Origin of the sequence: Streptomyces beijiangensis, assembly GCF_017315755.1 — a bacterium.
Lineage (GTDB): Bacteria > Actinomycetota > Actinomycetes > Streptomycetales > Streptomycetaceae > Streptomyces > Streptomyces beijiangensis.
Window position 1 is genome coordinate 1 of record NZ_JAFLRJ010000276.1, and the last position, 24,798, is coordinate 24,798.

Consider the following 24,798-nt stretch of genomic DNA (forward strand, 5'->3'; position numbering starts at 1 on the left):
GCGGCCCTCGCCGGAACGGTCGCCGCCCTCTGGCCCGACCTCCCCCCGGACCTCCGTATCCCCGTGGCCGGCTACTCCCTCCTCCTCACCGCCATGGCGTACCGCTCCAGCACCCTGGGCCTGTGGGGCGGCATCGGCGGTGCGCTCTTCCTGCTCTCCGACACCCTGATCGCCACCGATGTCGCCGACTGGCCCCAGCCGCCCCGCCCCGACTTCTGGGTCATGGCGACGTACATCGCCGCTCAGACCCTGCTGGCCAGAGCCCTGCTCGCGCGCGCGGCACCCTCCGCGCAGGCGTACCGTGAAAGCCGTACTTCTGTCTGATCAGCAAGGACTCGCACCATGCGCGCCACCACCATCCATGCCCCCTACGACATGCGCGTCGAGGAGGTGCCGGACCCCGTTGTCCAGCAGCCCACCGACGCCGTCGTCCGCGTTCTGCGCGCCTGCATCTGCGGCAGCGACCTCTGGGCGTACCGGGGCGTGGCCGCCCGGCAGCCCGGCCAGCGGATCGGGCACGAGTTCCTCGGCATCGTCGAGGAGGCGGGTTCCGGCGTGGCCGGCTTCGCCGCCGGCGACCTGGTCGTGGCGCCCTTCGTCTGGTCCGACGGCAGCTGCGACTTCTGCGCCGAGGGCCTCACCACCTCCTGCCCGCAGGGCGGATTCTGGGGCTCGGTCGGCTCCGACGGCGGCCAGGGCGACGCTGTCCGCGTGCCCTTCGCCGACGGCACCCTCGTCAAGCTCCCCGCCGACGCCGCGTCCGACGACCACCTGCTGACGGCCCTGCTCGCGCTCTCCGACGTCATGGGCACCGGCCACCACGCCGCGCTCGGCGCGGGGGTCGTCAAGGGCTCCACCGTCGCGGTGGTCGGCGACGGCGCGGTCGGGCTCTGCGGCGTACTGGCCGCCAAGCGGCTCGGCGCCGAGCGGATCATCGCGATGGGACGCCACCAGGACCGCACCGACATCGCCAAGCTCTTCGGCGCCACCGACGTCGTCGCCGCGCGCGGCGACGAGGCCATCGCCGCCGTACGGGAACTGACCCGCGGCCAGGGCGCGCACTCCGTGATCGAGGCCGTCGGCACCGAACAGTCGATGCGCACCGCCCTGGCGATCGCCCGCGACGGCGGCGCCGTCGGCTATGTCGGCGTACCGCACGGCAGCGGCACCGGCCTGGACCTGAGCGACATGTTCGACCGCAATGTCGCCCTGCGCGGCGGGGTCGCACCCGTCCGTACGTACATCCCCGAGCTCCTCCCCGATGTGCTCGACGGCACGATCGACCCCTCGCCGGTCTTCGACCTCGCGGTCGGGCTCGACGGGGTCCCGGACGGCTACAAGGCGATGGACGAGCGCACCGCGCTGAAGGTCATCGTCAAGCTGTAAGCCAGGCGGCGGAGTCGGCACCCCAGGGGCCCGGTGGACGTGACCAGTCCGCCGGGCCGCCTTCGTAGGCGACGGGCGACGGGGCGTACCTGAGCCGGCCCAACGGGCTGTCGGTCTCGGCCAGTCGGATGGGGTCTCCCCTGCTCGAGCGAAGCCGAGAGCTTGGGGAAGGGTACGAGGCCCGGGGCGTCCTGGGGTCCGGCGTCAGCCCGCGCAGCCAGTGGGCGGTGCGGGCCAGCGAGAGTCGCAGGCGCCGGGTGCCGCCGTACGCGTCCTGCTCGGTCAGCGCCCGCAGCACCGCGGCGGCCAGCAGATACCCCGTGCCATGGTCCAGCGCCTGCGCGGGGAGCGCGCCCGGCTTTCCGTCGTCGCCCTCCGACTCGGCGATTCCCGTGGCCACTTGGACCAGGCTGTCGAAGCCGCGCCGCTCGCGCCAGGGTCCGTGGTCGCCCCACGCGGAGAGCTGCGCGACGACCAGGCCGGGACGCTGGAGTTCGTACACATCCAGTGCGCCAGGCCGATAACCGGTGACCAGGACGTCGGCCGCGTCCAGGAGCCCGGCGAAGGTCCGCCGGTCGGCGTGGCTGCGCAGGTCCAGCGTCGCTGAGCGCTTCCCGAAGCCCGTGTCCGCGTGCTGGTCGGGGAGTTCGGGCATCCTGGGTGCGTCGATGCGCAGCACGTCCGCGCCGAGCAGGCCCAGGGTGCGGGTGGCGACCGGGCCCGCGATGACCCGCGTCAGGTCCAGGACCTTCAGCCGCTCACCGCGCGGCTTCGGTGGGGCATCGTCGAGCAACTCCCGTACGACCAGAGGCCGTTCGGCCACCGAGACGCTCTGCGGGTGGGCCGCCCACTCCTCGGGCGTACGCAGCGCCACCGCCAGACCCCCGGCGGCGTACACCGTCTCCTCCACCTCCACGGACCGCCGTCCGGCCAGCTCGGCCTCCACCTTCCCGGCGGGGACGCCCAGTGCGGCGAGCAGCGCGGCTTTGTGGTGCGGGTAGTTGGCGTGGGTGCGGACCCAGCCGTCGGCCGTACGCCAGAAACGGGACAGCGGCGCGAAGTTCACCGGCGCACGGCCGTCCACCAGCAGATGGCGCTCGCTGACGAACGCCGTCGCGACCGCGCCGTCGTCGACGCACACCTGGGCCGACCCGGCCCGCTCGGCGGCGGCCAGTGCGCACACCGCCACGGTGGAACGGGCCAGCTCCATGACCGGGAGCCGGGAGGGCAGCAGCCCGGCGGGGCCGCCGTAGCTGATCCGCGAGATCAGCGCGGGGTCGCCGCCGAGTGCTGCCCAGGCCTGTTCCGTACCGGAGGTGTCTGCGTGCGTCATGCGGACACTGTGCCATCCGGCAGTCAGCCGGTCGCCACCGCGAAGATGTGCAGCCCGGGGTTGGCCGGGAGGGACACCATGGCGACGGTCTTCCCGGCGAGGAGCGGCACGGAATTGACGTAGATCCGGTAGCCGTAGCCGTGGTTCGCCGGGCCCGAAGGCGTGAGCCGGTAGTCGCAGTCGGCCGCCACCTCGGCGCCGCCGGTCAGCGGCTCCCTGCCCGCGTAGTTGGGGAAGGTCACCGGTCGGCTGTCGACCGTGCCGTCGGTGTACGTCACCGTGACGTTGCCCGTCTGTACGTAGATCCCGGCCCCGAGGAAGCCGAGCCTGGTCCCGCTACCGGAGAGCAGGAAGGAGGCCGGGCCCGCGACGTTGTCCGCCGCCTCCGGCGCCCCGCCGGGCCACAGGAAGCCGATCCCGTCGTGGACGTAGCTTCCGCCTGCCGTGAGCCCCTGTGCGGCCAGGGCCTGGGACGAGAAGCCGTTGGTTCCGTCGAGGTGGGCGTACTGCGGGTGAGTGTCGTCGCTGATGCCGCTGTTGTTGAAGGCCGCGGCGAGCGAGGCGAACGGGGTGACCGGTGTGATGGCGGCCTCCACCCGAAGTCCCGCCGCGGTCGCCGCGATGGAGCCCGCGGCGCCGGCCGTGACGGTCCAGGCGTAGGTCGTACGGCCGTACGCGCCGACCGCTGCCGCCTGGTCGCCCACCGGCTCGGCCGTCCAGCCGTCCGGAACGGTCAGCGCGGGCCGGACCTCCGACAGCGGACGCGCCGACCAGTTGGCCAGCTCGGCGGTCACCCGGAACGGCACGCCGACCGCGGGGGCCGCAGGGGCGAAGGACAGGGTGAGCACGGGCTCCGGGTGCAGCAGTGCGGCAAGGGCGGCGGCCTGGCGGATCTCGTCGCCCGAGGGCTCCACCGGGTAGCTCTCGCTGCCGTGCATCCAGACGTCGTCGGCCGCGAACCAGTCGATGGCCGCCGGCGCCGTCCCCGTCGTCAGGGCGGTGCGGAGCGAGGCGAAGAATCGCGTCCAGCGCGGCTTGTAGAAGCCCGAGACCAGACCGGCCCAGTCGCGGTTGGCGTAGTCGTGGTTGACGGAGGAGCTCGCCCGGGTGTTGCCCCAGGTGCCGATCAGCGAGCGCGCGTCGTGCTCCAGGAGGGCGCGCTCCGCGTCGTCCGCGCCCCACTGGCGGGCATCGGTGAGCCAGCGGCCGAGCAGGAACTCGCCCCGGGTGGACAGGAGTTGCTCCAGAGCATCCATCAGGGTCAGCCAGCGTGCGGTGAGCCGGTCGAAGGCGGCGGTGTCCTTCGCCCCGTACGCCGCATTGATCTGCGGCAGCAGCAGGCGCGACTGGTTGACCAGCACCTGACGGGCGACGTTGACGAGGTCGAAGCGGAAGGTGTCGGCGCGCCCCAGCTCCCGGGTGGCGCGCAGCAGGTCGAGGAAGGCGGGCTCCAGGGCGTACGCGTCGTACCCGAGGGAGCCGGGGGAGTTGGCGGACGCCTTGGTGGCGGTCAGCGAGGGCTGCGCGTTGAAGAGGGAGTCGGCGCCGCCGGTCGAGCCGTGGGCGTACGGGACCGCCGCGAGGGTCTGCCAGGCGGCCGACGCGGCCGCGTTCTCGGTGCCGTAACGGCGGGTCGGATAGCCGGTGATCCAGTCGTCCAGATCGATGGGGGTGTCGTGCCAGACGGCCTCGGAGAAGAGGGAGTTGAAGACCGGATTGGTGTCGACGCCCTCGGAGGACAGACAGGTGCCGTTCAGCTGGTCGGCGGTGATGCCGGGGGACGCGGCGACCGGGGCGAGCGGGCCGAACAGACCGGTGCGGCCACCGAAGTTGGGGAGCTGGCCCCAGGACCAGGGGGTGGAGCCGAACTGGCCGCTGCCCGACCAGCTGCCGCCCGTCAGGTCGAGGACCAGCATGCGGGAGCGGTCGACGGCCTGGAGGAGGTCCTTGCGCGGATTGGAGCCCCAGGCCTGGATGATCCAGAGGTATCCGGGATCGGCGGCCCTGAGCGCCTGCTCGACGCCCTGCGCCGCCTTGCCGATGTCGACGCCGCCCGCGTTGCCGCCCTCGTGGAGCAGGTCGATGGCCTGGGCGTGGCAGAGGCCGAAGTGCTTCTGCTGGGAGGCATAGTGGGCGGCGGCGACCTGCTGGAAGAGCGGGGTGGTCGTGTCGAGCCAGTCGGGGCGGTCGAATCCGTACCATTGGCCCTGGTCGATCACCTGCGCGCCGGGGTTCTTCGCGGCGAAGCCGGCGGGGACGCTGCCGCTGAAGCCGGGCAGTACGGGGGCGATGCCGAGCTCCCGCATCCGGGCGATGATGCGCCGGCCCAATGTCCGGCGCTTGTCGAGGAGTTGGGCCGACATGCCGCCGTCGTAGCCGAAGAGGTTGCTCATCCACTGCCAGGGCTGGTGGCAGGGGAGCGAGATGTACGCGCGGGCCTCGGCGTCGCTGTAGCCGAAGGCTCGGAAGGTGTCGTACCAGACCTGTTCCTGGCCGATGGTGACCAGCACCTGGTTGTAGCCGCCGGCGGCGAGCAGGTCGATCTCCCGCTCCCACTGCTTCCAGGACCAGTTGGGGTTCGTGTAGCCGGTGACGCAGAAGTTGTACGCGTACCGGTGCGCCAGCCGGGTCGTACGCCGCACCGGCTCGGCGAGGGCGGGAAGCTGCTGCGGGATGTGGTCGCCGCCGCGCGAGACCTGGCCGTGCGCGTGCTGCTCCAGGTACCAGGTGAAGCCGGAGAGGAGCGCGACCGTGTCCGAGCCGCTGATGGTGACCCGGCCGCGGCCGGTGGTGAGCGAGAAGGAAGCGACGCTGTCGCCCGGGTCCGCGAGGTGGAGTTCGAACCGGTCGGCGATGGCGGGTGCGAGCCTTCGGATGGCGCTGCGGGCGGCGGCAGTGCCGGATCCATCGGATGCTTGTGCAGTGGACGGTGCGCCAAGGCCGAGTGCTGCGGCGCCTGCCGCCGTGCTCGCCAACTGGAACAAATTCCGTCTTGACATCGGGAGTTGAGTCACAGTGTCCTCCGGATTCGGTGCATCGGAATCGCTGCGACTGTAGGGGTGTAACGGCCTTACAGCAATGAGTCATCGGATGGCTGTCACTAATGCGACAGCAGAGGGCCGCACGAGGACATCCTCGTGCGGCCCTCTGGGTGAAGCAGTTACTTGGTGACCGCGTTCAGGGCGTTGACCAGACCTGCCCCGTAGAAGCCGTTGTAGAACTTGCCGCCCTCGCAGACCGCGTCCACCTTGCCGTCACTGTTGATGTCGTACGGCACCGGGCAGGCGAGAGAGTCGGCCTCGACCTTCAGCAGCGCCTTGACCACCGCCGCCGAGGCGTGCGGATGCGTGGACTTGATCAGCGCCGCGACGCCCGCGACATGCGGGGAAGCCATCGAGGTGCCGGCCATGTAGGCCCAGCCGCCGCCCGGCACCGGGCCCAGGATCAGACCGCTGGTCGCCGGGGCGTCCGGGGTCTGGTAGACGGTGGAGTCGCCGCCCGGGCCCGCGACGTCGATGATCCCGAGGCCGTAGTTGGAGAACGACGACTTCAGGTTCTTGGCGCCCGTCGCCGCGACCGTCACGACACCCGGCAGCTGGGTCGGGATGTCGTAGCACTTGGACGGGTCGATCGTCCTGTCGCCCGGGGTGGAGTCGTTCGGGCTGACCGGGTCGGTGATCGAGTCCGCGGCGAAGTCGTAGTTCTCGTTGCCCGCCGCCGCGACATTCACGGTGCCCTTGGACTCCGCGTACAGCGAGGCCCGGGTGATGGCCGTGACGAGGGCCTTCTGGTCCGGGTCGTCCTTGCAGTTGAAGTACCAGGGGTCGGTGTAATAGCTGTTGTTGGTCACATCCACACCGTGGTCGGCGGCCCACATGAAGCCGCAGACCACCGACTCGGTGTAGAAGAAGCTGCCGCCCTGGGTGGCCACCTTGATGCCGGCGACCTTCACACCCGGTGCGACACCGGTGATCCCGACACCGTTCTTCGCCCCGGCTATCTCACCCGCCACATGCGTACCGTGCGGCGAGCCGCCGGAAGCCCACGGCCGCCATGCGCCGTCCGTGGTGTCGGCCTTGCCGCTGACACAGCTGGCGGAGGCCGCGCGGTCGAAGTTCGGCGCGATGTCCGGGTGGGTGTCGTCGACGCCCGTGTCGATCACCGCGACCGTGACGTCGCGGCTGCCGAGCGACTTCTCGTGCGCCTTGTCGGCCTTGATCGCCTTCAGGTCCCACTGCAGGGGCTCCAGCGGGTCCTGCCCGGCCGGGGCGGCGGCTGTCGCGGCCTTCAACTGCTCCGCGGTGACCGCCTTCGGGGCGCCGACGTCCGTCGTCGACTGGGCGGGCAGCGGCGCGGTGCGGGTGGCACCGGCCGACTCCACGCCCCGTACGGTACGGATCGTCTTCGCGAAGTCCGGGTTCGATGAGTGGACGACGATCACGCCGATCTTGTCGTACGTCTCCACTATCGAACCGCCGGCCGCCTGCACGGCCCGCTCGACCTGGTGGGTCCGGCCGTACCCCTTGCTGACGTTGACCACGTAGCTGAGTGACGGACCGTCCGTCGAGGCGGCTGCCACCCGGCTCTCGGCCGGGCTGGCCGATGCCGTCGATGGCAGGAAGGCGAGGGCCGAGACCACGGCCATGCCGACCGGGATCGCGAGGGTCCGGCGGCGGGTGCGCGAGATGCGCAGCGTCATGGAAGCTCCACTTTCGTTGGCGGTTGCGGGCAGGTGGCCGTGCGGGTGGCTACTTCTTCACTGCGTCCAGCGCGTCGACGATTCCGTAGCCGTTGTAGCCGTTCACGCGCTTGCCGCCCTTGCAGGTGGTCGCATCGATCAGCTTGCCGGTCGAGTCGTAGACCTGCGCGGGGCAGCCCGGGTTGTCGGCCTCCGCCTTGAGCAGAGCCTGGAGCGCCAGGGGGCCTGCCCACGGGTGGGCGGACTTCAGCAGTGCGGCGACCCCGGCGACGTGCGGGCTGGCCATCGAGGTGCCCTGCAGATAGCCGTAGGTGTTGCCCGGGAGGGTGGCGAGGATACGGCCGTTCTTGTCCGGGGTGTCGGGGATCTGGTACTTGTCACCGCCGGGCGCCGTGACGTCGATGACGCCCTTGCCGTAGCTCGAGTAGTACGACTTCACGTTCTGCACGCCGGTCGCCGCGACCGTCACCACACCCGGCAGCTGGGTGGGTACGTCGAAGCACTGGTGCGGGTCGACCGTCCGGGTGACGGCGGTCGAGTCGTCCGGGCTGGACGCGTCGGTCAGCGCGTTCGAGTCGAGGTCGTCGTTGGAGTTGCCCGCCGACGCGACATTCAGGGTGCCCCTGGACTGCGCGTACAGCGAGGCGCGGTTGACGGCGTCGTAGATCGCCTTCTGGTCCGGGTCGCTGAGGCAGTTGTAGAGCCACGGGTCGACGTAGTAGCTGTTGTTGGTGACCTCGATGCCCTTGTCCGCGGCGAAGACGAAGGCACAGACGACGCTCTCCGGGTAGAAGAGGCCGTTCGTCGGGTCACTGACCTTGATGGCCGCGACCTTCACGCCCGGCGCGACACCGGCCACACCGATGCCGTTGCGGGCGGCGGCTATCTCGCCCGCCACGTGCGTGCCGTGGTAGTCCTCGACCGGGTTGTACGGACGCCAGGCGCCCGGCGAGGTGTCGGGGACGCCGCCGACACAGTTCGCGGACTGCGAGGCGGAGAAGTTGGCCGCCAGGTCGGGGTGGGTGTCGTCGACCCCGGTGTCGATCACACCGACGGTGACCTTGGAGCTGCCCGGGTTGATCTTCGCCGCCTTGTCGGCGCCGATCGCCCTGAGGTCCCACTGGTTGCTCTCGAGGGGCTCCACACCGGAGGCCGCGCTCGTGGTGGCCTTGGCCTCCGCGGCCGATATGTACTCGGGGGAGCCCTCGTCGGTCGTCGCCGCCGAGGTGAGCGGGGTCGTGCGGGTGGCACCGGCCGACTGCACCCCGCGTACCGCGCGGATCTGCGGCCCGAACTCCGGGTTGGCCGAGTGGACGACGATCACGCCGATCTTCTCGTACGCGATGACGACGGTCCCCCCGGCCCGGGATATCGCCTGCTTCACCGAGGAGATGGTGCGGTGGTCGGCCTTCGTGTTCACCACGTACGCCAGGTTCGGTCCATCGGTGGCCACCTGGGTGACCTGGGGCGCGGCCGACGCCGATGCGCCGGGCAGGATGCCGAGCGAGGCCGTGAGGGCCAGTCCGGCGGGCAGTGCGAGTGCACGCAGCCGTCTGGAGCGCAGATGAGCCATGGGTTCTCCACATCATCCGTGTCAACTGCCCATCCGCGGGTCGCGGTTGAGCTTGTACATGACGAGTGAAGTTATCGCTGATCAACAGCGTCGGGCAATGAATCCATAAAGAAAATCAGGACGCCGTGAACCGCGTCGTCGTGCTCTCCGTGCCGTTGTCAGGGGGAAACGAACGACCACCCCCCACCAGTGAGGCCCCCGTTGACCCGTCGCACCACCGCCCCCGCGCAGCAAGGAGATCCTGTGGCTACCGATGTACCACCGCCCCGAGGCGGGGCGGAGACAGGCCCCGCACAGCCCACGACGGAGCAGTTCCTCGCGGAGCAGGAGAGCGAGGAGTTCGGCGAACTGCGCCATGCGCACCGCTCCTTCGCCTTCCCCCTGACCATCGGCTTCATCGCCTGGTACCTGCTGTACGTCCTGCTGTCGAACTACGCGGGCGGCTTCATGGACACCAAGGTCGTCGGCAACATCAATGTGGCCCTCGTGTTCGGCCTCGCCCAGTTCCTCACCACCTTCCTCATCGCCTGGTTCTACTCGCGCTACGCCACCACGAAGCTCGACCCGAAGGGCGAGGCGATCAAGTCCCGTATGGAGGCCGACGTATGAGTCCCGCCGTCACCCACCCGGCCGTCCAGTTCCTCGCCGCGTCCGCCACCGAGAAGCACCGGCCGCTGATCATCACGCTCTTCGCGGTCTTCGTCGTCGCGACGCTCGTCATCACCGTCTGGGCCGGACGCCAGACCAAGAGCGCCTCGGACTTCTACGCGGGCGGCCGGCAGTTCACCGCCTTCCAGAACGGACTCGCGGTCTCCGGCGACTACATGTCCGCCGCGTCGTTCCTCGGCATCGCGGGATCCATCGCGATCTTCGGTTACGACGGTTTCCTCTACTCCATCGGCTTCCTGGTCGCCTGGCTGGTCGCCCTGCTCCTGGTCGCCGAACCGCTGCGCAACTCGGGCCGTTACACGATGGGCGACGTCCTCGCGTACCGCATGAAGCAGCGCCCGGTCCGCACGGCGGCGGGCGCCTCCACCATCGTCGTCTCGATCTTCTATCTGCTGGCGCAGATGGCGGGCGCGGGCGTCCTGGTCTCGCTGCTGCTCGGTATCACCACCGACGCGGGCAAGGTTCTGATCGTCGCCCTGGTCGGCGTGCTGATGATCCTCTACGTCACCATCGGCGGCATGAAGGGCACCACCTGGGTGCAGATGGTCAAGGCGGTCCTGCTCATCGCGGGCACCATCCTCATCACCTTCCTGATTCTGCTGAAGTTCAACTTCAACATCTCCGACCTGCTGGGCACGGCCGCCAAGAACAGCGGCAAGGGAAGCGACTTCCTCAACCCCGGCCTGAAGTACGGCAAGACCGGCACCACCAAGCTGGACTTCATCTCGCTCGGCATCGCCCTGGTGCTCGGCACCGCGGGGCTGCCGCACATCCTGATCCGCTTCTACACGGTCCCGACCGCCAAGGCCGCCCGTAAGTCGGTGAACTGGGCGATCGGCATCATCGGCGCCTTCTACCTGATGACCATCGTCCTCGGCTTCGGCGCCGCGGCCATCCTCAAGCCGGGCGACATCATCGCCTCGAACCCAGCAGGCAATACGGCGGCGCCACTCGCCGCCCTGGAGATCGGCGGCGGCGCGGATTCGACGGGCGGCGCGATCCTGCTCGCGGTGATCTCCGCCGTCGCCTTCGCCACCATCCTCGCGGTGGTCGCCGGGCTCACGCTCGCCTCGTCCTCGTCCTTCGCGCACGACATCTACGCCAACGTCATCCGCAAGGGCAAGGCCACGGAGAAGGAGGAGATGCGCGCGGCCCGCTGGTCCACGGTCGCGATCGGCGCGGTCGCCATCGTCCTCGGCGCCTTCGCCCGCGACCTGAACGTCGCGGGTCTCGTCGCCCTGGCCTTCGCTGTCGCCGCGTCCGCCAACCTGCCGACGATCCTCTACAGCCTCTTCTGGAAGCGCTTCACCACCCAGGGCGCCCTGTGGTCCATCTACGGCGGCCTCGTCTCCTCCGTGGTCCTGGTGCTCTTCTCCCCGGTGGTCTCCGGGAACCCGAAGACCTCCATGTTCAAGGGGGTCGACTTCCACTGGTTCCCGCTGGAGAACCCCGGCCTGATCTCGATCCCGCTGGGCTTCCTGCTCGGCATCCTCGGATCGCTGCTCTCCAAGGAGGAGCCGGACAAGGGCAAGTACGCCGAGCTGGAGGTCAAGTCCCTCACCGGCATCGGAGCCCACTAGCCACAAGCCCGCGAAGAGGCCGCGTCGTAGGGTCCTACGACGCGGCCTCTTCGCACCTCGTGGCAATCTGCCCCCCTCAATGTCAGTCCTCTCGCGTAGGCTCGCTGTGTATACACAATCCAGCCAGTGGGGAGGGGACCCAAGTGTTGATCGACACCTTCGGTCGGGTCGCCACCGACCTGCGCGTTTCGCTCACGGACCGCTGCAATCTCCGGTGCACGTACTGCATGCCCGAAGAGGGACTGCAATGGCTCGGCAAGCCCGATCTGCTGACCGACGACGAGATCGTCCGGCTGGTACGGATCGCGGTGACGGATCTCGGCATCACCGAAGTCCGCTTCACCGGCGGCGAACCGCTGCTCCGTCCCGGCCTGGTCGGGATCGTCGAGCAGTGCGCACAGCTGGCCCCCCGCCCCCGTATGTCGCTGACCACCAATGGAATCGGGCTCAAGCGCACCGCTGCCGCGCTCAAGTCGGCGGGCCTTGACCGGGTCAACGTCTCGCTCGACACGCTGCGGCCCGACGTCTTCAAGACGCTCACCCGCCGCGACCGCCACCGCGATGTGATCGAAGGACTGGAAGCCGCGCGGGACGCGGGCCTCACCCCGGTGAAGGTCAACACCGTGCTGATGCCGGGGCTCAACGCGGATGAGGCCCCCGACCTTCTCGCCTGGGCCGTGGAGAACGCGTACGAACTGCGCTTCATCGAGCAGATGCCGCTCGACGCCCAGCACGGCTGGAAGCGCGACGGAATGATCACTGCGGGTGACATCCTGGAATCCCTGCGTACGCGCTTCACGCTCACCGACGAGGGCGACGGCGAACGTGGTTCCGCGCCCGCCGAGCGCTGGCTCGTGGACGGCGGCCCGCACCGCGTCGGTGTCATCGCCTCCGTCACCCGCCCGTTCTGCGGGGCCTGCGACCGTACGAGGCTCACCGCCGACGGTCAGGTGCGCACCTGTCTGTTCGCCCGCGAGGAGTCCGACCTGCGCGCCGCCCTGCGCTCTGGGGTGGACGACGAGGAGATCGCCCGCCTCTGGAAGGTGGCGATGTGGGGCAAGAAGGCCGGCTCCGGCCTCGACGACCCCTCGTTCCTGCAGCCCGACCGTCCGATGTCGGCGATCGGCGGCTAGCCAGGAGTCAGCGGCCGGCGGCCGGGTCAGGCACCCACTCGTCGAGCGCCACGACGTCCTTCAGGAAGCCTCGTACACCCAGGAACTGGGAGAGGTGTTCCCGGTGTTCCTCACACGCGAGCCAGGTCTTGCGACGCTCCGGCGTGTGCAGCTTGGGGTTGTTCCACGCCAGCACCCAGACAGCGTCGGTGCGGCATCCCTTGGCGGAACAGACAGGCGTTTCGTCACTCAAGCTGTGCCTCAAAAAAGTGTGCAGACAAAGGCGACGCCGAGCAGCCACGGGGGGAGCTGCCCGGCGTCGGTCCGTCGCTCCGACGGGGGATGCGGAGCGCTTTTGAAGTATGTCATGGGGGACCGGCGTCACGGCACCGGAACTACATGATTGATCTGAGCTTTTCTTGAGCTTTGTGGACCGCTGGACGATCAACTCTGATCGTTCGGCCGCTCACCAGGAGCCCCGGCCGGACCTTCCGCAGGCGGTTCCGCGACGCCTCCCGCCACGGCGGTACCGAGGGCCGGTCGGGACGGTGCGGGGATGAAGGTCGAGGGCAGCGAAGGCACGTTTTCCCGGCCCGCGTTGGCGATCACCACGGCGACGTACGGAAGGAGTGCGCCGAGGACCAGCGTCGCGATCGCGACCGGCCGTTCGATGTTCCAGAGGATCACGGTCAGGACCACCGAAAGCGTCCTGATCGACATGGAGATCACATAGCGGCGCTGCCTGCCCCGTATGTCGTCGGCGAGACCCTGCCGGGCCCCGGTGATCCGGAAGACCTCGGTGCTGCTCTGCTTCCGCATCACGTTCCACCACCCGATTCCTGCGCCGGACTCTCCCCGGACCGGACCGCTCCCACGGTACGCCGCCCCTGCGCTCCCTTCGAGACCGGGGCACGCCACGCCTGGGCGGATCCACCCCGGCGTACCGCGTACGGCGCATGCGCCGTACGGCCTACGGACGGAGACTGATCGCACATGCGCACACAGAAGCCGCATGAGGAGGCGACATGAGTTGGTTGTGGGCAATCGTCGTGGGACTGGTGCTCGGACTGATCGCCAAGGCGATCATCCCGGGCAAGCAGCAGATCCCTCTGTGGCTGACGGCGGTGTTCGGCATCCTCGGCAGCGTGCTGGGCAACTGGGCAGCCACCGGAATGGGTGTCAACGACACCGGCGGCATCGACTGGACCAGGCATCTGCTCCAGCTGGTGGGCGCGGTGATCGTCGTCGCTCTGGGTGACGCCGCATGGTCCGCGGTCAGAGGAAAGAAACAGACAGGCTGCTGGCGTACTTTCCCGCGCGTTGGGTCAGCCGACCTCGACCGCGGCCAGGTTCTTCTTGCCCCGGCGCAGTACCAGCCAGCGACCGTGCAGCAGCTCACCGGCTGCCGGTACGGAGTCCTCGCCGGCCACCTTCACGTTGTTCACGTACGCCCCGCCCTCCTTGACGGCGCGGCGGCCTGCCGACTTGCTGGCCACCAGACCCGTCTCGACGAGCAGGTCCACGACCGGGATCAGGCCGTCGACCTTGGCGTGCGGCAGCTCGGAGAGCGCGGCGGCCAGCGTCGCCTCGTCGAGCTCCGCCAGCTCGCCCTGGCCGAAGAGGGCCTTCGACGCGGCGGTGACGGCGGCGCACTGCTCGGCGCCGTGCACCATCGTCGTCAGCTCCTCGGCCAGCGCACGCTGGGCGGCACGCGCCTGCGGGCGCTCCTCGGTCAGCTTCTCCAGCTCCTCGATCTCCTCGCGGGACTTGAAGCTGAAGATGCGCAGGAACTTGGAGATGTCCCGGTCGTCCGCGTTCAGCCAGAACTGGAAGAAGGCGTACGGAGTGGTCCGCTCGGCGTCCAGCCAGACCGTGCCGGACTCCGTCTTGCCGAACTTCGTGCCGTCCGCCTTGGTGATCAGCGGTGTCGCCAGCGCATGCACGTCGGCCTCGGGCTCGGCCCGGTGGATCAGGTCGGTGCCCGCGGTCAGATTGCCCCACTGGTCGCTGCCGCCGGTCTGCAGCGTGCAGCCGTACCTGCGGTTGAGCTCCAGGAAGTCCATGCCCTGCAGGATCTGGTAGCTGAACTCGGTGTAGCTGATGCCCGCGTCGGAGTTGAGCCGCCGTGAGACGGCCTCCTTCGCGATCATCTTGTTGACCCGGAAGTACTTGCCGATGTCCCGCAGGAAGCTGATGGCCGACAGACCCGACGTCCAGTCCAGGTTGTTGACCATGGTCGCCGCGTACGGACCTTCGAAGTCCAGGAACCGCTCGATCTGCCCGCGCAGCCGGCCCACCCAGGCGGCGACGGTCTCGGGGTCGTTGAGCGTGCGCTCCGCGTTCGGCTTCGGATCGCCGATCAGGCCCGTGGCACCGCCCACCAGACCCAGCGGGCGGTTGCCCGCCAGCTGGATCCGGCGCATGGTGAGGATCTGGACCAGATTGCCGAGGTGCAGGCTCGGCGCGGTCGGGTCGAAACCGCAATAGAACGTGACGGGACCGTCCGCGAACGCCTTGCGCAGTGCGTCCTCGTCAGTGGAGAGGGCGATCAGCCCGCGCCACTGCAGTTCGTCGACGATGTCCGTCACGGTTCTCTTGTCTCCTCGGATGTTGCGATGCTGCTTACAGACTCCCCCGAGGTTATACGCCCTGGCTGACCGAACTCATATTGAAATCCGGGACCCTCAGCGCGGGCATCGCGGCCCGGGTGAACCAGTCGCCCCACTCACGCGGCAGCGTCTTCTCCGTACGCCCGGCCTCGGTGGCCCGCGACAGCAGATCGACGGGCGACTCGTTGAAGCGGAAGTTGTTCACTTCACCCACGACCTCGCCGTTCTCGACGAGGTAGACGCCGTCCCGGGTGAGCCCGGTGAGCAGCAGGGTCGCCGGGTCCACCTCACGGATGTACCAGAGGCAGGTCAGCAGCAGCCCGCGCTCGGTGCCCGCCACCATCTCCTCCAGGGACTTCTCCCCGCCCCCGTCCAGGATCAGGTTCGAGATCGAGGGAGCCACCGGCAGCCCGGTCAGGCCCGCGCTGTGCCGGGTGGTGAGCAGCCGCTCCAGCTTCCCCTCCCGGATCCAGTCCGTGGCCGTCAGCGGCAGCCCGTTGTCGAAGACGGACGCGTCGTCGCCCGAGGAGTGGGTCAGTACGAAGGGCGAGGACTCAAGCCCCGGCTCGTTCGGGTCGCTGCGCAGGGTCAGCGGCAGCGGCGAGAGCTGCTCGCCCAGGCGGGTGCCGCCCCCGGGCCTGGAGAAGACGGTCCGCCCCTCGGCGGCGTCCCGGGCGGTCGACGACCAGAGCTGGTAGATCAGCAGGTCGGCCACGGCAGTCGGCGGCAGCAGCGTCTCGTACCGCCCGGCGGGCAGTTCGATACGGCGCTCGGCCCAGCCGATCCGCTGCGCCAGCTCCGCGTCGAGCACGGCGGGGTCGACGTCCTTGAAGTCGCGCGTCGCCCGGCCCACCCAGGCGGAGCGCTGTGCGCCGCCGGCGGTTGCAGCGGACTTGGCGTTGAGCTCCAGGGTGCCGCTGGGCTGGTCGTGGCGGAGCCGCAGACCGGTGGACGAACCGAGATAGCTGGAGGTCACCTGGTGATGGGCGAAGCCGTAGAGCTCGCGTCCGCCGGCCCGTGCGCGGGCGAAGGACTCGCCGAGCGCGGGCGCGAAGTCGGTGAAGACGGCGGAGGACGTCTCGGACGGTGCGTCGGTGAAGTCCGGGGACGCGGGCACTCCCGAGACCAGCGGCTGGGCGTCCTCGGCCGGGGCGCCACCGCGGGCGGCGGCCTCGGCGGCCCGTACCAGCGGCTCCAGATCATCAGCGGTGACGGCGGACCGCGAGACGACACCGGAGGCGGTGCCCTCCTTGCCGTCGACGGTCGCGATGACGGTCAGGGTGCGGCCGCGGGTCACCCCGTTGGTGGTCAGGGCGTTGCCCGCCCAGCGCAGATTGGCGCTCGACTGCTCGTCGGCGATGACGACACAGCCGTCGGCGGTGGACAGCGAGAGCGCGCGCTCGACGATCTCGTACGGCTTGCTGGTACGGCTCATCGACCCGCCTCCTGCGTCGTGTTGAGGATGTTGACGCCCCGGAACAGGGCCGACGGGCATCCGTGCGAGACCGCCGCCACCTGGCCCGGCTGGGCCTTTCCGCAGTTGAAGGCGCCGCCCAGGACATACGTCGAGGGGCCGCCGACCTTCTCCATCGAGCCCCAGAAGTCGGTGGTCGTCGCCTGGTAGGCGACGTCCCGCAACTGCCCGGCGAGCTGCCCGTTCTCGATGCGGAAGAACCTCTGGCCCGTGAACTGGAAGTTGTAGCGCTGCATGTCGATCGACCACGACCGGTCCCCGACCACGTAGATCCCGCGCTCGACACCCCCGATCAGATCCTCCGTGGAGAGCCCGCCGGGATCCGGCTGCAGCGACACATTGGCCATGCGCTGTACGGGAACGTGCTCGGGGGAGTCCGCGAAGGCGCAGCCGTTGGACCGTTCGAACCCCGTCAGCTTGGCGATCCTGCGGTCGAGCTGATAGCCGACCAGCGTCCCGTCCTTCACCAGGTCCCAGGTCTGCGCGGCCACACCCTCGTCGTCGTACCCGATGGTCGAGAGCCCGTGCTCGGCCGTCCGGTCGCCGGTCACATTCATTACGGAGGATCCGTACGCCAGCTTCCCCAGCTGGTCGAAGGTGGCGAACGACGTGCCCGCGTACGCCGCCTCGTACCCCAGCGCCCGGTCCAGCTCCGTGGCGTGGCCGATCGACTCGTGGATCGTCAGCCAGAGGTTCGACGGGTCGACGACCAGGTCGTACGTTCCCGCCTCCACGCTCGGCGCCCGCATCTTCTCCGCCAGCAGCCCTGGGATCTGCTCCAGCTCGGAGTTCCAGTCCCAGCCGGTCCCGGTCAAGTACTCCCAGCCGCGTCCGACCGGCGGTGCGATCGTCCGCATCGAGTCGAACTCCCCCGTGGTCTCGTCGACCGCCACGGCCGTCAGCTGCGGATGCAGCCGCACCCGCTGCTGCGTGGTGACGGTGCCGGCGGTGTCCGCGTAGAACTTGTTCTCCAGGACCGTCATCAGCGAGGCGTCCACATGCGCGACGCCGTCGGCCGCGAGCAGCCGCGCCGACCAGTCGGCGAGCAGCGCGGTCTTCTCCTCGTCGGGCACCTGGAACGGATCGATCTCGTACGAAGAGATCCAGGTCTTCTCCGAGTGCACCGGCTCCGCCGCCAGCTCCACCCGCTCGTCCGAGCCCGCGGCCTTGATCACCTTCGCGGAGAGCTTCGCCATGGCGACGGCCTGCCCCGCGACCCGGGCGGCCGCGTCCATCGTCAGATCGACACCGGAGGCGAACCCCCAGCTGCCGCCGTGCACGACCCGCACCGCGTACCCGAGGTCGGTGCCGTCGGAAGAACCCGCGGGCTTGGCGTCGCGCAGCCGCCAGGACGCGCTGCGCACCCGCTCGAATCGGAAGTCGGCATGATCGGCGCCGAGCGCGCGGGCGCGTGCGAGCGCCGCGTCGGCGAGGGCCCGCAGCGGCAGTGCCGTGAAGGCTGCGTCGATGGAATGGGGCACGGATGTCTCCTGTCGTCTCGACCGGTCGACCGAATCATGTCCTGTTCGGAGGCCCATTGCCCAGGCCCTTTCTGTAGGGACCCGACAGGGACAGCCCCGAGGCGCTGTCAGAGGCCGATTCCCCGTAAGGGGGACAAGACCGATAGTTTGCGTGAGTACCAGACCGCTATTGAGAGGGTGATCCGTTGAGCCGCTCGGTTCTCGTCACCGGAGGTAACCGGGGCATCGGCCTCGCCATCGCCCGCGCTTTCGCCGACACAGGCGACAAGGTCGCGATCACGTACCGCTCGGGCGAGCCACCGGAGGGCTTCCTGGCGGTGAAGTGCGACATCACGGACACCGAGCAGGTGGAGCAGGCCTACAAGGAGATCGAGGAGAAGCACGGTCCCGTGGAGGTGCTGGTGGCCAACGCCGGCGTCACCAAGGACCAGCTCCTCATGCGGATGTCCGAGGACGACTTCACCACTGTCCTGGACACCAACCTCACCGGCACCTTCCGGGTCGTCAAGCGCGCCAACCGAGGCATGCTGCGCGCCAAGAAGGGCCGTGTCGTCCTCATCTCCTCGGTGGTCGGGCTCCTCGGTTCGGCGGGCCAGGCGAACTACGCCGCATCCAAGGCCGGTCTGGTCGGCTTCGCCCGCTCGCTCGCACGCGAGCTGGGCTCCCGCAACATCACCTTCAACGTCGTGGCGCCCGGCTTTGTCGACACCGACATGACGAAGGTCCTCACGGACGACCAGCGCAAGGGCATCGTCGCCCAGGTGCCGCTCGGCCGTTACGCGAAGCCGGAGGAGATCGCCGCCACGGTGCGGTTCCTCGCCTCCGACGACGCCTCGTACATCACTGGAGCCGTCATCCCCGTTGACGGCGGATTGGGCATGGGTCACTGATCACATGAGTGGAATCCTCGAAGGCAAGCGCATCCTCATCACGGGGGTGCTGCTGGAGTCCTCCATCGCTTTCCACGCCGCCAAGGTGGCCCAGGAGCAGGGTGCCGAAGTCATCCTGACCGCCTTCCCGCGGCCCACGCTCACCGAGCGCATCGCCAAGAAGCTGCCGAAGCCGGCAAAGGTTCTCGAGCTGGACGTGACCAACCAGGAGCACCTGGACCGTCTGGCTGGCCTCGTCGAGGCGGAGCTCGGCGGCCTGGACGGCGTCGTGCACTCCATCGGCTTCGCGCCTCCCGGCGCCTTCAACTTCCTCGAGGCGACCTTCGAGGACGTCGCGACGGCGATGCACGTCTCCGCGTTCTCCCTGAAGTCGCTCACCCTGGCCTGCCGCCCGCTGTTCAGCGGTGGCGCCTCGGTCGTCGGCCTCACCTTCGACGCGCAGTTCGCGTGGCCCAAGTACGACTGGATGGGCCCGGCCAAGGCCGCCCTCGAGTCGACGTCGCGCTACCTCGCACGTGACCTGGGTGCCGAGGACATCCGCTGCAACCTGATCTCGGCCGGACCGCTCGGCTCGATGGCCGCCAAGTCCATCCCCGGCTTCAGCGACCTCGCGGACGTCTGGAACACGCGCTCCCCGCTCAAGTGGGACATGGCGGACGCGGAGCCCGCGGGCCGCGGCATCGTCGCGCTGCTCTCGGACTTCTTCCCGAAGACGACCGGCGAGATCATCCACGTCGATGGTGGCGTGCACATGATGGGTGCGTAGGGCTCCGCTCCACCGGGAAGCCCACCCCACCTGCCGGACGCCCGTCGCGGAGCGACTGATGTCACTGCGGCGCAGCCGTCCCGAAGCCCGCAAGGCCCCCTGGGGCCTCGCGGTGCGAGGGCGGCGTCCAGAAGGGGTCGACGGGCGAGATCATCCACGTCGATGGTGGCGTGCACATGATGGGTGCGTAACGCTTCCGTCCGTATCACGACGACCGTGCGCCCGCCTCACGCAGAGGCGGGCGCACGGTCGTCGTGCGTGACGGGGCCTTCCCCCGCAGACTGGGCGGACAGGGACATACCCGTCGAGCCCAGGGGAGGAGGTACGGGTGTGCGACTCCTCCGCCGTCGCAGCGTGGCCCTTCTGACCGCCGGCCTCGCCCTGGCCGCACTCACAGCGGCTCCATCGGGCGAGAGAGCGGCGGCGGCCGTCCGCCAGGCCCCCGCCGCCGTCACCGCCCCCGAACCGTTCGGCGCGGACTGCCGTACGACGGTCGAGGGCTCCCATGTCGTCGCGTACTGCCACAACCCCTACCCGGACTCCGACCGGGTCGAGCTGCACGTCGAGTGCGCCCGCTGGTGGGACATCGACGCGGACGGCAGGCCCGTCGAGGTCGGTCCCGCGCAGACCGTGCGCCTCACCGACCGCTGCTGGAAAGAGATCCGCGCGGTCTGGATCACCCACGCACGCAGTTGAAGGCGTAGCCCGCGGCTTCGGTCCCCGCCGTGTCCGCGTCACCCGCGCGGATCGCCTCGACCAGCCGGGCATGGTCCATGTAGCCCTCGGGGCGCAGCTCCCGCCCCACGTCGTCGCGGAGCCAGTCGCGCAGCAGATCGCCCAGGTCGGCGTAGAGCTCGGTCATCACCTCGTTGTGCGAGGCGGCGACGATCGCCAGGTGCAGGGTCGCGTCGGCGGCCACGAAGGCCTCCGCGTCACCCGTTTCCCACATGTCCTCACGATGCTTCAGCAGGGCGTCCAGCTGCTTCAGATCCTTCTGCGTCCGCCGTTCGGCGGCCAGCCGCGCGGCCGACGACTCCAGGGTGGAGCGCAGTTCGGCGATGTGCCGGGGATCGGCGGAGGCGAAACGGCGGTGCATCACACCGGCCAGTTCGCTGGTCGCGATGACGTACGTCCCCGAGCCCTGCCGGATGTCGAGCAGCCCGTTGTGCGCGAGCGCGCGCACCGCCTCGCGGACGGTGTTGCGGGCCACGCCCAGCTGCTCCACCAGCTCGGGCTCGGTCGGGATGCGTGAGCCGACCGGCCACTCGCCCGAGGTGATCTGGTTCCTCAGCTCGGTGATCACCTGGTCGGAGAGTGCGGACCGCCGGGGTGAGGTCAGCGCCATGGTGCTCCTTCGACGACGTAGGCGATTGGACAACCAATCATCCCATGATTCTATGATGGCTCCATGCCCGATGACGAGACACGGTTGTTGAACGAGATACAGACCCTGAGCCGCGACACCGAGCCGCGCACCACCGGTGATTCTCCCTCCCCGCAGCAGGCGCGGACGGGATGGACCATCAAGCTGGTCATGGTCGGCATCGTCCTTGCCGCGCTCAACCTCCGCCCCGCCATCACCAGCCTGGGCCCGCTCCTCGAAGAGGTGCAGCACTCGCTCGGCATGAGCGACAGCGTCGCCGGACTCCTCACCTCCGTTCCCTCGCTCTGTTTCGCCGTCTTCGGGATCCTCGCGCCCCGCCTCGCCCGCCGATTCGGCCCGGGCGCCGTCGTCTGCGCAGGCATGGCGGCCATCGCCGTAGGCCTGCTGATCCGCCCGTTCGCCGGCGGCACGCCCGGCTTTCTCGCCGCCAGTGCGCTCGCGCTCATGGGCATCGCCGTCTCCAACGTCCTGATGCCGGTGATCGTCAAGCGCTACTTCCCCGACCGTGTGGGCAGCATGACCGGCCTCTACTCCATGGCCCTGGCCCTCGGCACCTCCCTGGCCGCGGCCGTCACCGTGCCGCTGACCCACTCCATGGGCGACAACTGGCATGTGGGCCTGGGGGTGTGGGCGGCGCTGGCCGCCGTCGCCGTGCTGCCCTGGATCGCTCTCGTACGGGACAGGAGCGCGGCCGCCGCCCAGGACGCGGTGGCCGCGTCGCAGCGGACCCCGGCCGCCCCGCCGCTGCGGATCACCCGTTCCCGTACCGCCTGGGCGCTCGCCTGCTTCTTCGGACTCCAGGCCACCGCCGCGTACATCACCATGGGCTGGATGCCGCAGATCTTCCGCGACGCCGGGGTCTCGGCCTCCACGGCCGGTGTGCTGCTCGCCGTGACGATGGCGATGGGCGTCCCGCTCGCCTTCGTCATCCCGCGCCTCGCCACCCGGATGAAGAACCAGGGGCCGATCGTCGTCGCACTCGGCGCCTGCGGACTCGTGGGCTACGCGGGCCTGTTCATGGCCCCGGCCGGCGGCGCCTGGGCCTGGGCGCTGCTGCTCGGCATCGCCAACTGCTCGTTCCCGCTGGCCCTCACCATGATCGGCATGCGGTCGCGGACCGGTGCCGGCGTCGTACGCCTCTCCGCCTTCGCCCAGTCCACCGGCTATCTGCTCTCCATCCCCGGGCCGCTGCTCGTCGGCGTCCTCTACGAGCACAGCGGCGGCTGGGGACTGCCGATCGCACTGATGGCGGGGCTGATGGTGCCCCAGATGGTGGTCGGGATCCTGGCCGGTCGGGACCGGACGATTGAGGACGAATGCGGGATGCGAGACTGACCGCATGCCCGTACTCGAACCGAATCCCCCCAACGGCCAGAAGAAGCTGCTGCTCGTGCTCGGCGCGATGTTCGCCGTCACGATCGTCGTCGCCATCATCGCGACACTCGCCTCCCCGTGAAGACCCCCGGCCGGCCGAGGGGTGGGGCTAGCACCACCACCCCCTAGGGGGTCAGGGTCAGGGTGAAGTGGGTAGTTCACCGGATGGGACCGGGCGCCCTTAATCCGTAAGTTCGTTGTCATCAGCAACGGCGAACTTCACGGAGGCGGCCATGTCGGCCCACATCCCCACCAGGTCCCACACCACGGCCCCTGGGCGCGTCGACATCAAGCTGCCGTGGTGGGCCGTCGTACTGCCCGCGATCGCCTTCGCGATCCTGCTCCTGCTCATCACCGCACCCGGTCAGGCGCAGGCGGCATCCGGCGATCCGGCCCTCACCCACCTCCTTGAGCGCGTGCAGGAGAGCCTCTCCCGGTAAGCGGCGCGGACCGCTTTCACTCGTGCTGGGGGAGCCCTTCAACTCCCTGCGCCGCCGGGCATGATTCGTGCGAAGCTGGAGTGCATGAGCGTCGCCGCATCCTCCGAGGGGACTGCCCCCGGACCCACCGAATCCCGCAGGATCGTCCTTCTCCGCCACGCGAAGGCGGACTGGCCCCAGGTGTCCGACCACGACCGGCCGCTCGCCGAGCGGGGCCGTGCCGACGCCCCCGCCGCCGGACGCCGGCTGGCCTCCATGGACCTCACCGTCGATCTGGCCCTCTGCTCCAGCGCCGCCAGGACCCGGGAGACCTGGAAACTGGCCGTGCAGGAGCTGCGGCAGCGCCCCAGGACCATGTACGAGGAGCGCCTGTACGAGGCGTCCCTCGGCGAACTCATCGCGCTGCTCAACGAAACCACCGACGACGTGCGGGATCTTCTCGTCATCGGCCACAACCCCGGGATGCACGCTCTCGCGGACGCCCTCGCGGGCAAGGCCGAGGGGGAGGCGCTCGCCCGGATGAACCGGAGCGGCTTCCCGACCGCGGCGATCGCCGTCGTCTCCTTCACCGGATCGTGGAAGTCGGTAGAGCACGGCGTGGGCCGCCTCGACGACTTCTGGGCCCCGCACGAGTAGGCAGCCCTTCCCGTACGCCGGACACATCAGCCGGACACATCAGAAGGCCCCGGTACGCAACCGTGTGCACCGGGGCCCTTTTCCGCTCGTGGGAGCCGGGCGTCAGCCGTTCTCGATCAGGCCGTCGGCGGCCTCGACCTCTTCGCGGGTGATGCCGAGCAGATAGAGCACGGTGTCCAGGAAGGGCACGTTCACGGCGGTGTCGGCGGCCCTGCGGACCACCGGCTTGGCGTTGAAGGCGACCCCGAGACCCGCGGCGTTGAGCATGTCCAGGTCGTTGGCGCCGTCGCCGATCGCGACGGTCTGGGAGAGCGGCACCCCCGCCTCGGCGGCGAAGCGGCGCAGCAGCCTGGCCTTGCCCGCCCGGTCGACGATCTCGCCGACGACCCGGCCCGTCAGCTTCCCGTCGACGATCTCCAGGGTGTTGGCGGAGGCGAAGTCGAGACCCAGGCGCTCCTTCAGGTCGTCCGTGACCTGGGTGAACCCGCCCGACACGACGCCCACTTGGTACCCGAGGCGCTTGAGGGTACGGATGAGGGTGCGGGCGCCGGGGGTGAGCCGTACCTCTGCCCGTACCTTCTCCACGACCGACTCGTCGAGTCCCTTCAGCAGCGCGACCCGCGCATGGAGCGACTGCTCGAAGTCCAGCTCCCCGCGCATCGCCCTGGCGGTCACCTCGGCGACCTCGTCCTCGCAGCCCGCGTGGGCGGCGAAGAGCTCGATCACCTCGTCCTGGATGACGGTGGAGTCCACATCCATGACGACGAGACGCTGGGCGCGCCGGTGCAGCCCGGCGGAGACCACGGCCACGTCCACGCCGAGGGCCGCTGCCTCGGTCGCGAGCGCGGTACGCAGCGGCTCGGTCTCCGTACCGGACACCGCGAACTCCACTGCGGTGACCGGGTACTTGGCGAGCCGGAAGATACGGTCGATGTTGCCGCCGGTCGAGGTGATCGCAGCCGCTATGGCCGCCGTGGACTCGGCGGTGAGCGGGTGCCCGAGGACGGTGACATGGGAGCGTCCGCTGCCTCGGGGCTGGTTGTCGCCGATACCGGAGATGATCTCGGCCTGAAGTTTGAGCGACTCGGCCCAGCTGTGCACGGTCGCCCTGAGCTCGCCCGCGGTGGTCCCGCCCGCGGTGGGCGAGGTGACCAGGGCACACAGGACGATGCGGCCACGGGTGACTACCTGCTCGATGTCCACGACATCGACGGAGTAGGCGGCGAGGGTGTCGAAGAGCCCGGCGGTGATCCCGGGGCGGTCCTTCCCGAAGATCTTTACGAGAAGGGTGGGGGTCTGCGAAGCGCTCATGGTGATCCCCACCGTATAGGGCACGCAGTGCCTCCCCGTCACCCCGTCCGATCCCCGGACACGGATCCGGAAAGGGATCCG

23 protein-coding genes and 1 pseudogene are annotated in these 24,798 nt (G+C 69.7%); 13 read left to right on the forward strand and 11 right to left on the reverse strand.

What is annotated here, in order from left to right; genetic code table 11:
• Both J0695_RS26685 and J0695_RS26690 read left to right on the forward strand, forming a co-directional pair.
• Window positions 1-324, forward strand: a 324-nt coding sequence (locus tag J0695_RS26685; protein ID WP_242553224.1) for a lysoplasmalogenase family protein, incomplete at its 5' end; no start/stop codon positions are given.
• Window positions 325-342: 18 nt separating this feature from the next.
• Window positions 343-1,386 (forward strand): zinc-dependent alcohol dehydrogenase family protein, encoded by a 1,044-nt coding sequence (locus J0695_RS26690; RefSeq protein WP_206966097.1) that lies wholly within the window; start codon window positions 343-345, stop codon window positions 1,384-1,386.
• Here J0695_RS26690 and J0695_RS26695 read toward each other — a convergent pair.
• From J0695_RS26695 to J0695_RS26710, 4 genes are all read right to left on the reverse strand, one after another.
• Window positions 1,376-2,719 carry a CoA transferase gene (locus J0695_RS26695; protein WP_206966099.1) on the reverse strand — a complete coding sequence of 448 codons (1,344 nt, stop codon included), beginning with the start codon at window positions 2,717-2,719 and terminating at the stop codon, window positions 1,376-1,378. The genes J0695_RS26690 and J0695_RS26695 overlap by 11 nt on opposite strands.
• A gap of 23 nt (window positions 2,720-2,742) precedes the next feature.
• Window positions 2,743-5,694 (reverse strand): alpha-N-acetylglucosaminidase, encoded by a 2,952-nt coding sequence (locus tag J0695_RS26700; RefSeq protein WP_206966101.1) that lies wholly within the window; start codon window positions 5,692-5,694, stop codon window positions 2,743-2,745.
• Between the two features lie 185 nt (window positions 5,695-5,879).
• A complete protein-coding gene (locus J0695_RS26705) occupies window positions 5,880-7,418 on the reverse strand; it encodes a S8 family peptidase (RefSeq protein WP_206966103.1) in 1,539 nt (512 codons plus the stop codon).
• A 49-nt stretch (window positions 7,419-7,467) separates the two neighbouring features.
• Window positions 7,468-8,991: a S8 family serine peptidase gene (locus J0695_RS26710; RefSeq protein WP_206966105.1), complete on the reverse strand. Its 1,524-nt coding sequence runs from the start codon at window positions 8,989-8,991 to the stop codon at window positions 7,468-7,470.
• Window positions 8,992-9,234: 243 nt separating this feature from the next.
• On the opposite strand from J0695_RS26710, the gene J0695_RS26715 reads away from it, so the two are divergent.
• The 3 genes from J0695_RS26715 (at window position 9,235) to moaA (ending at window position 12,373) form a co-directional block, all read left to right on the forward strand.
• Entirely contained in the window at window positions 9,235-9,600 is a 366-nt protein-coding gene (locus J0695_RS26715; RefSeq protein ID WP_206966107.1) for a DUF485 domain-containing protein, read from the forward strand.
• Window positions 9,597-11,240, forward strand: coding sequence for a monocarboxylic acid transporter (locus J0695_RS26720; RefSeq protein WP_206966109.1), 1,644 nt, complete (start codon window positions 9,597-9,599; stop codon window positions 11,238-11,240). The genes J0695_RS26715 and J0695_RS26720 overlap by 4 nt, the downstream gene beginning before the upstream one ends.
• A 143-nt stretch (window positions 11,241-11,383) precedes the next feature.
• Window positions 11,384-12,373, forward strand: a complete 990-nt coding sequence (gene moaA, locus J0695_RS26725) for a GTP 3',8-cyclase MoaA (protein ID WP_307798770.1) — start codon at window positions 11,384-11,386, stop codon at window positions 12,371-12,373.
• Window positions 12,374-12,380: 7 nt separating this feature from the next.
• Here the strand turns inward: moaA and J0695_RS26730 are convergent, their stop codons facing one another.
• Both J0695_RS26730 and J0695_RS26735 read right to left on the reverse strand, forming a co-directional pair.
• Complete coding sequence (locus J0695_RS26730) at window positions 12,381-12,605, reverse strand: hypothetical protein (RefSeq protein WP_206966110.1); 225 nt, start codon at window positions 12,603-12,605, stop codon at window positions 12,381-12,383.
• Window positions 12,606-12,796: 191 nt separating this feature from the next.
• Complete coding sequence (locus J0695_RS26735; RefSeq protein ID WP_206966113.1) at window positions 12,797-13,171, reverse strand: DUF3099 domain-containing protein; 375 nt, start codon at window positions 13,169-13,171, stop codon at window positions 12,797-12,799.
• A gap of 206 nt (window positions 13,172-13,377) precedes the next feature.
• Here J0695_RS26735 and J0695_RS26740 point away from each other — a divergent pair.
• Window positions 13,378-13,644 (forward strand): annotated as a pseudogene (locus J0695_RS26740) (GlsB/YeaQ/YmgE family stress response membrane protein); the annotation flags it as partial.
• 33 nt (window positions 13,645-13,677) lie between these two features.
• On the opposite strand, the gene tyrS reads toward J0695_RS26740, so the two are convergent.
• Genes tyrS through J0695_RS26755 form a run of 3 tightly spaced genes read right to left on the reverse strand, consistent with a single transcriptional unit; the run spans window position 13,678 to window position 17,916 of the window.
• A complete protein-coding gene (gene tyrS, locus J0695_RS26745; RefSeq protein ID WP_206966114.1) occupies window positions 13,678-14,940 on the reverse strand; it encodes a tyrosine--tRNA ligase in 1,263 nt (420 codons plus the stop codon).
• Window positions 14,941-14,992: 52 nt separating this feature from the next.
• Window positions 14,993-16,396, reverse strand: coding sequence for a TldD/PmbA family protein (locus tag J0695_RS26750; protein ID WP_206966116.1), 1,404 nt, complete (start codon window positions 16,394-16,396; stop codon window positions 14,993-14,995).
• On the reverse strand, window positions 16,393-17,916 hold the full coding sequence (locus tag J0695_RS26755; RefSeq protein WP_206966118.1) for a TldD/PmbA family protein: 1,524 nt from the start codon (window positions 17,914-17,916) through the stop codon (window positions 16,393-16,395). Before J0695_RS26755 ends, J0695_RS26750 begins: the two co-directional genes overlap by 4 nt.
• Window positions 17,917-18,101: 185 nt before the next feature.
• Between J0695_RS26755 and fabG the strand changes: the two genes are divergently transcribed.
• The 3 genes from fabG (at window position 18,102) to J0695_RS26770 (ending at window position 20,268) form a co-directional block, all read left to right on the forward strand.
• On the forward strand, window positions 18,102-18,806 hold the full coding sequence (gene fabG / locus J0695_RS26760) for a 3-oxoacyl-[acyl-carrier-protein] reductase (protein ID WP_206966120.1): 705 nt from the start codon (window positions 18,102-18,104) through the stop codon (window positions 18,804-18,806).
• A 4-nt stretch (window positions 18,807-18,810) separates the two neighbouring features.
• On the forward strand, window positions 18,811-19,572 hold the full coding sequence (fabI, locus tag J0695_RS26765) for an enoyl-ACP reductase FabI (RefSeq protein WP_206966122.1): 762 nt from the start codon (window positions 18,811-18,813) through the stop codon (window positions 19,570-19,572).
• 330 nt (window positions 19,573-19,902) lie between these two features.
• Window positions 19,903-20,268, forward strand: coding sequence for a hypothetical protein (locus tag J0695_RS26770; RefSeq protein WP_206966124.1), 366 nt, complete (start codon window positions 19,903-19,905; stop codon window positions 20,266-20,268).
• Here the strand turns inward: J0695_RS26770 and J0695_RS26775 are convergent.
• Complete coding sequence (locus tag J0695_RS26775) at window positions 20,249-20,917, reverse strand: FadR/GntR family transcriptional regulator (protein WP_206966126.1); 669 nt, start codon at window positions 20,915-20,917, stop codon at window positions 20,249-20,251. The two genes, J0695_RS26770 and J0695_RS26775, sit on opposite strands and share 20 nt — an antisense overlap.
• Window positions 20,918-20,980: 63 nt before the next feature.
• Here J0695_RS26775 and J0695_RS26780 point away from each other — a divergent pair, with 63 nt between their 5' ends.
• The 4 genes from J0695_RS26780 to J0695_RS26790 all read left to right on the forward strand — a co-directional run bounded on the left by J0695_RS26780 (window position 20,981) and on the right by J0695_RS26790 (window position 23,406).
• Complete coding sequence (locus J0695_RS26780) at window positions 20,981-22,291, forward strand: CynX/NimT family MFS transporter (protein ID WP_206966128.1); 1,311 nt, start codon at window positions 20,981-20,983, stop codon at window positions 22,289-22,291.
• Window positions 22,292-22,295: 4 nt separating this feature from the next.
• On the forward strand, window positions 22,296-22,412 hold the full coding sequence (locus J0695_RS45250) for an SGM_5486 family transporter-associated protein (RefSeq protein WP_277990027.1): 117 nt from the start codon (window positions 22,296-22,298) through the stop codon (window positions 22,410-22,412).
• A gap of 151 nt (window positions 22,413-22,563) precedes the next feature.
• The gene (locus J0695_RS26785) at window positions 22,564-22,770 is read left to right on the forward strand and encodes a hypothetical protein (protein WP_206966131.1); all 207 of its coding nucleotides are present in this window, start codon (window positions 22,564-22,566) and stop codon (window positions 22,768-22,770) included.
• Window positions 22,771-22,854: 84 nt separating this feature from the next.
• Window positions 22,855-23,406 (forward strand): SixA phosphatase family protein, encoded by a 552-nt coding sequence (locus J0695_RS26790; protein WP_206966133.1) that lies wholly within the window; start codon window positions 22,855-22,857, stop codon window positions 23,404-23,406.
• Window positions 23,407-23,508: 102 nt separating this feature from the next.
• On the opposite strand, the gene serB is transcribed toward J0695_RS26790, so the two are convergent.
• A complete protein-coding gene (gene serB / locus J0695_RS26795; protein ID WP_206966135.1) occupies window positions 23,509-24,717 on the reverse strand; it encodes a phosphoserine phosphatase SerB in 1,209 nt (402 codons plus the stop codon).
• Window positions 24,718-24,798 lie beyond the last annotated feature (81 nt).

Bases quoted from the DNA above. Each gene is read 5' to 3' on its own strand.
- J0695_RS26690 (WP_206966097.1), top strand. From the start codon at position 343: ATGCGCGCCACCACCATCCATGCCCCCTACGACATGCGCGTCGAGGAG.
- J0695_RS26695 (WP_206966099.1), bottom strand. From the start codon at position 2,719: ATGACGCACGCAGACACCTCCGGTACGGAACAGGCCTGGGCAGCACTC.
- J0695_RS26705 (WP_206966103.1), bottom strand. From the start codon at position 7,418: ATGACGCTGCGCATCTCGCGCACCCGCCGCCGGACCCTCGCGATCCCG.
- J0695_RS26710 (WP_206966105.1), bottom strand. From the start codon at position 8,991: ATGGCTCATCTGCGCTCCAGACGGCTGCGTGCACTCGCACTGCCCGCC.
- J0695_RS26720 (WP_206966109.1), top strand. From the start codon at position 9,597: ATGAGTCCCGCCGTCACCCACCCGGCCGTCCAGTTCCTCGCCGCGTCC.
- J0695_RS26735 (WP_206966113.1), bottom strand. From the start codon at position 13,171: ATGCGGAAGCAGAGCAGCACCGAGGTCTTCCGGATCACCGGGGCCCGG.
- J0695_RS26750 (WP_206966116.1), bottom strand. From the start codon at position 16,396: ATGAGCCGTACCAGCAAGCCGTACGAGATCGTCGAGCGCGCGCTCTCG.
- fabI (WP_206966122.1), top strand. From the start codon at position 18,811: ATGAGTGGAATCCTCGAAGGCAAGCGCATCCTCATCACGGGGGTGCTG.
- J0695_RS26775 (WP_206966126.1), bottom strand. From the start codon at position 20,917: ATGGCGCTGACCTCACCCCGGCGGTCCGCACTCTCCGACCAGGTGATC.
- J0695_RS26780 (WP_206966128.1), top strand. From the start codon at position 20,981: ATGCCCGATGACGAGACACGGTTGTTGAACGAGATACAGACCCTGAGC.
- J0695_RS45250 (WP_277990027.1), top strand. From the start codon at position 22,296: ATGCCCGTACTCGAACCGAATCCCCCCAACGGCCAGAAGAAGCTGCTG.
- J0695_RS26785 (WP_206966131.1), top strand. From the start codon at position 22,564: ATGTCGGCCCACATCCCCACCAGGTCCCACACCACGGCCCCTGGGCGC.
- J0695_RS26790 (WP_206966133.1), top strand. From the start codon at position 22,855: ATGAGCGTCGCCGCATCCTCCGAGGGGACTGCCCCCGGACCCACCGAA.
- serB (WP_206966135.1), bottom strand. From the start codon at position 24,717: ATGAGCGCTTCGCAGACCCCCACCCTTCTCGTAAAGATCTTCGGGAAG.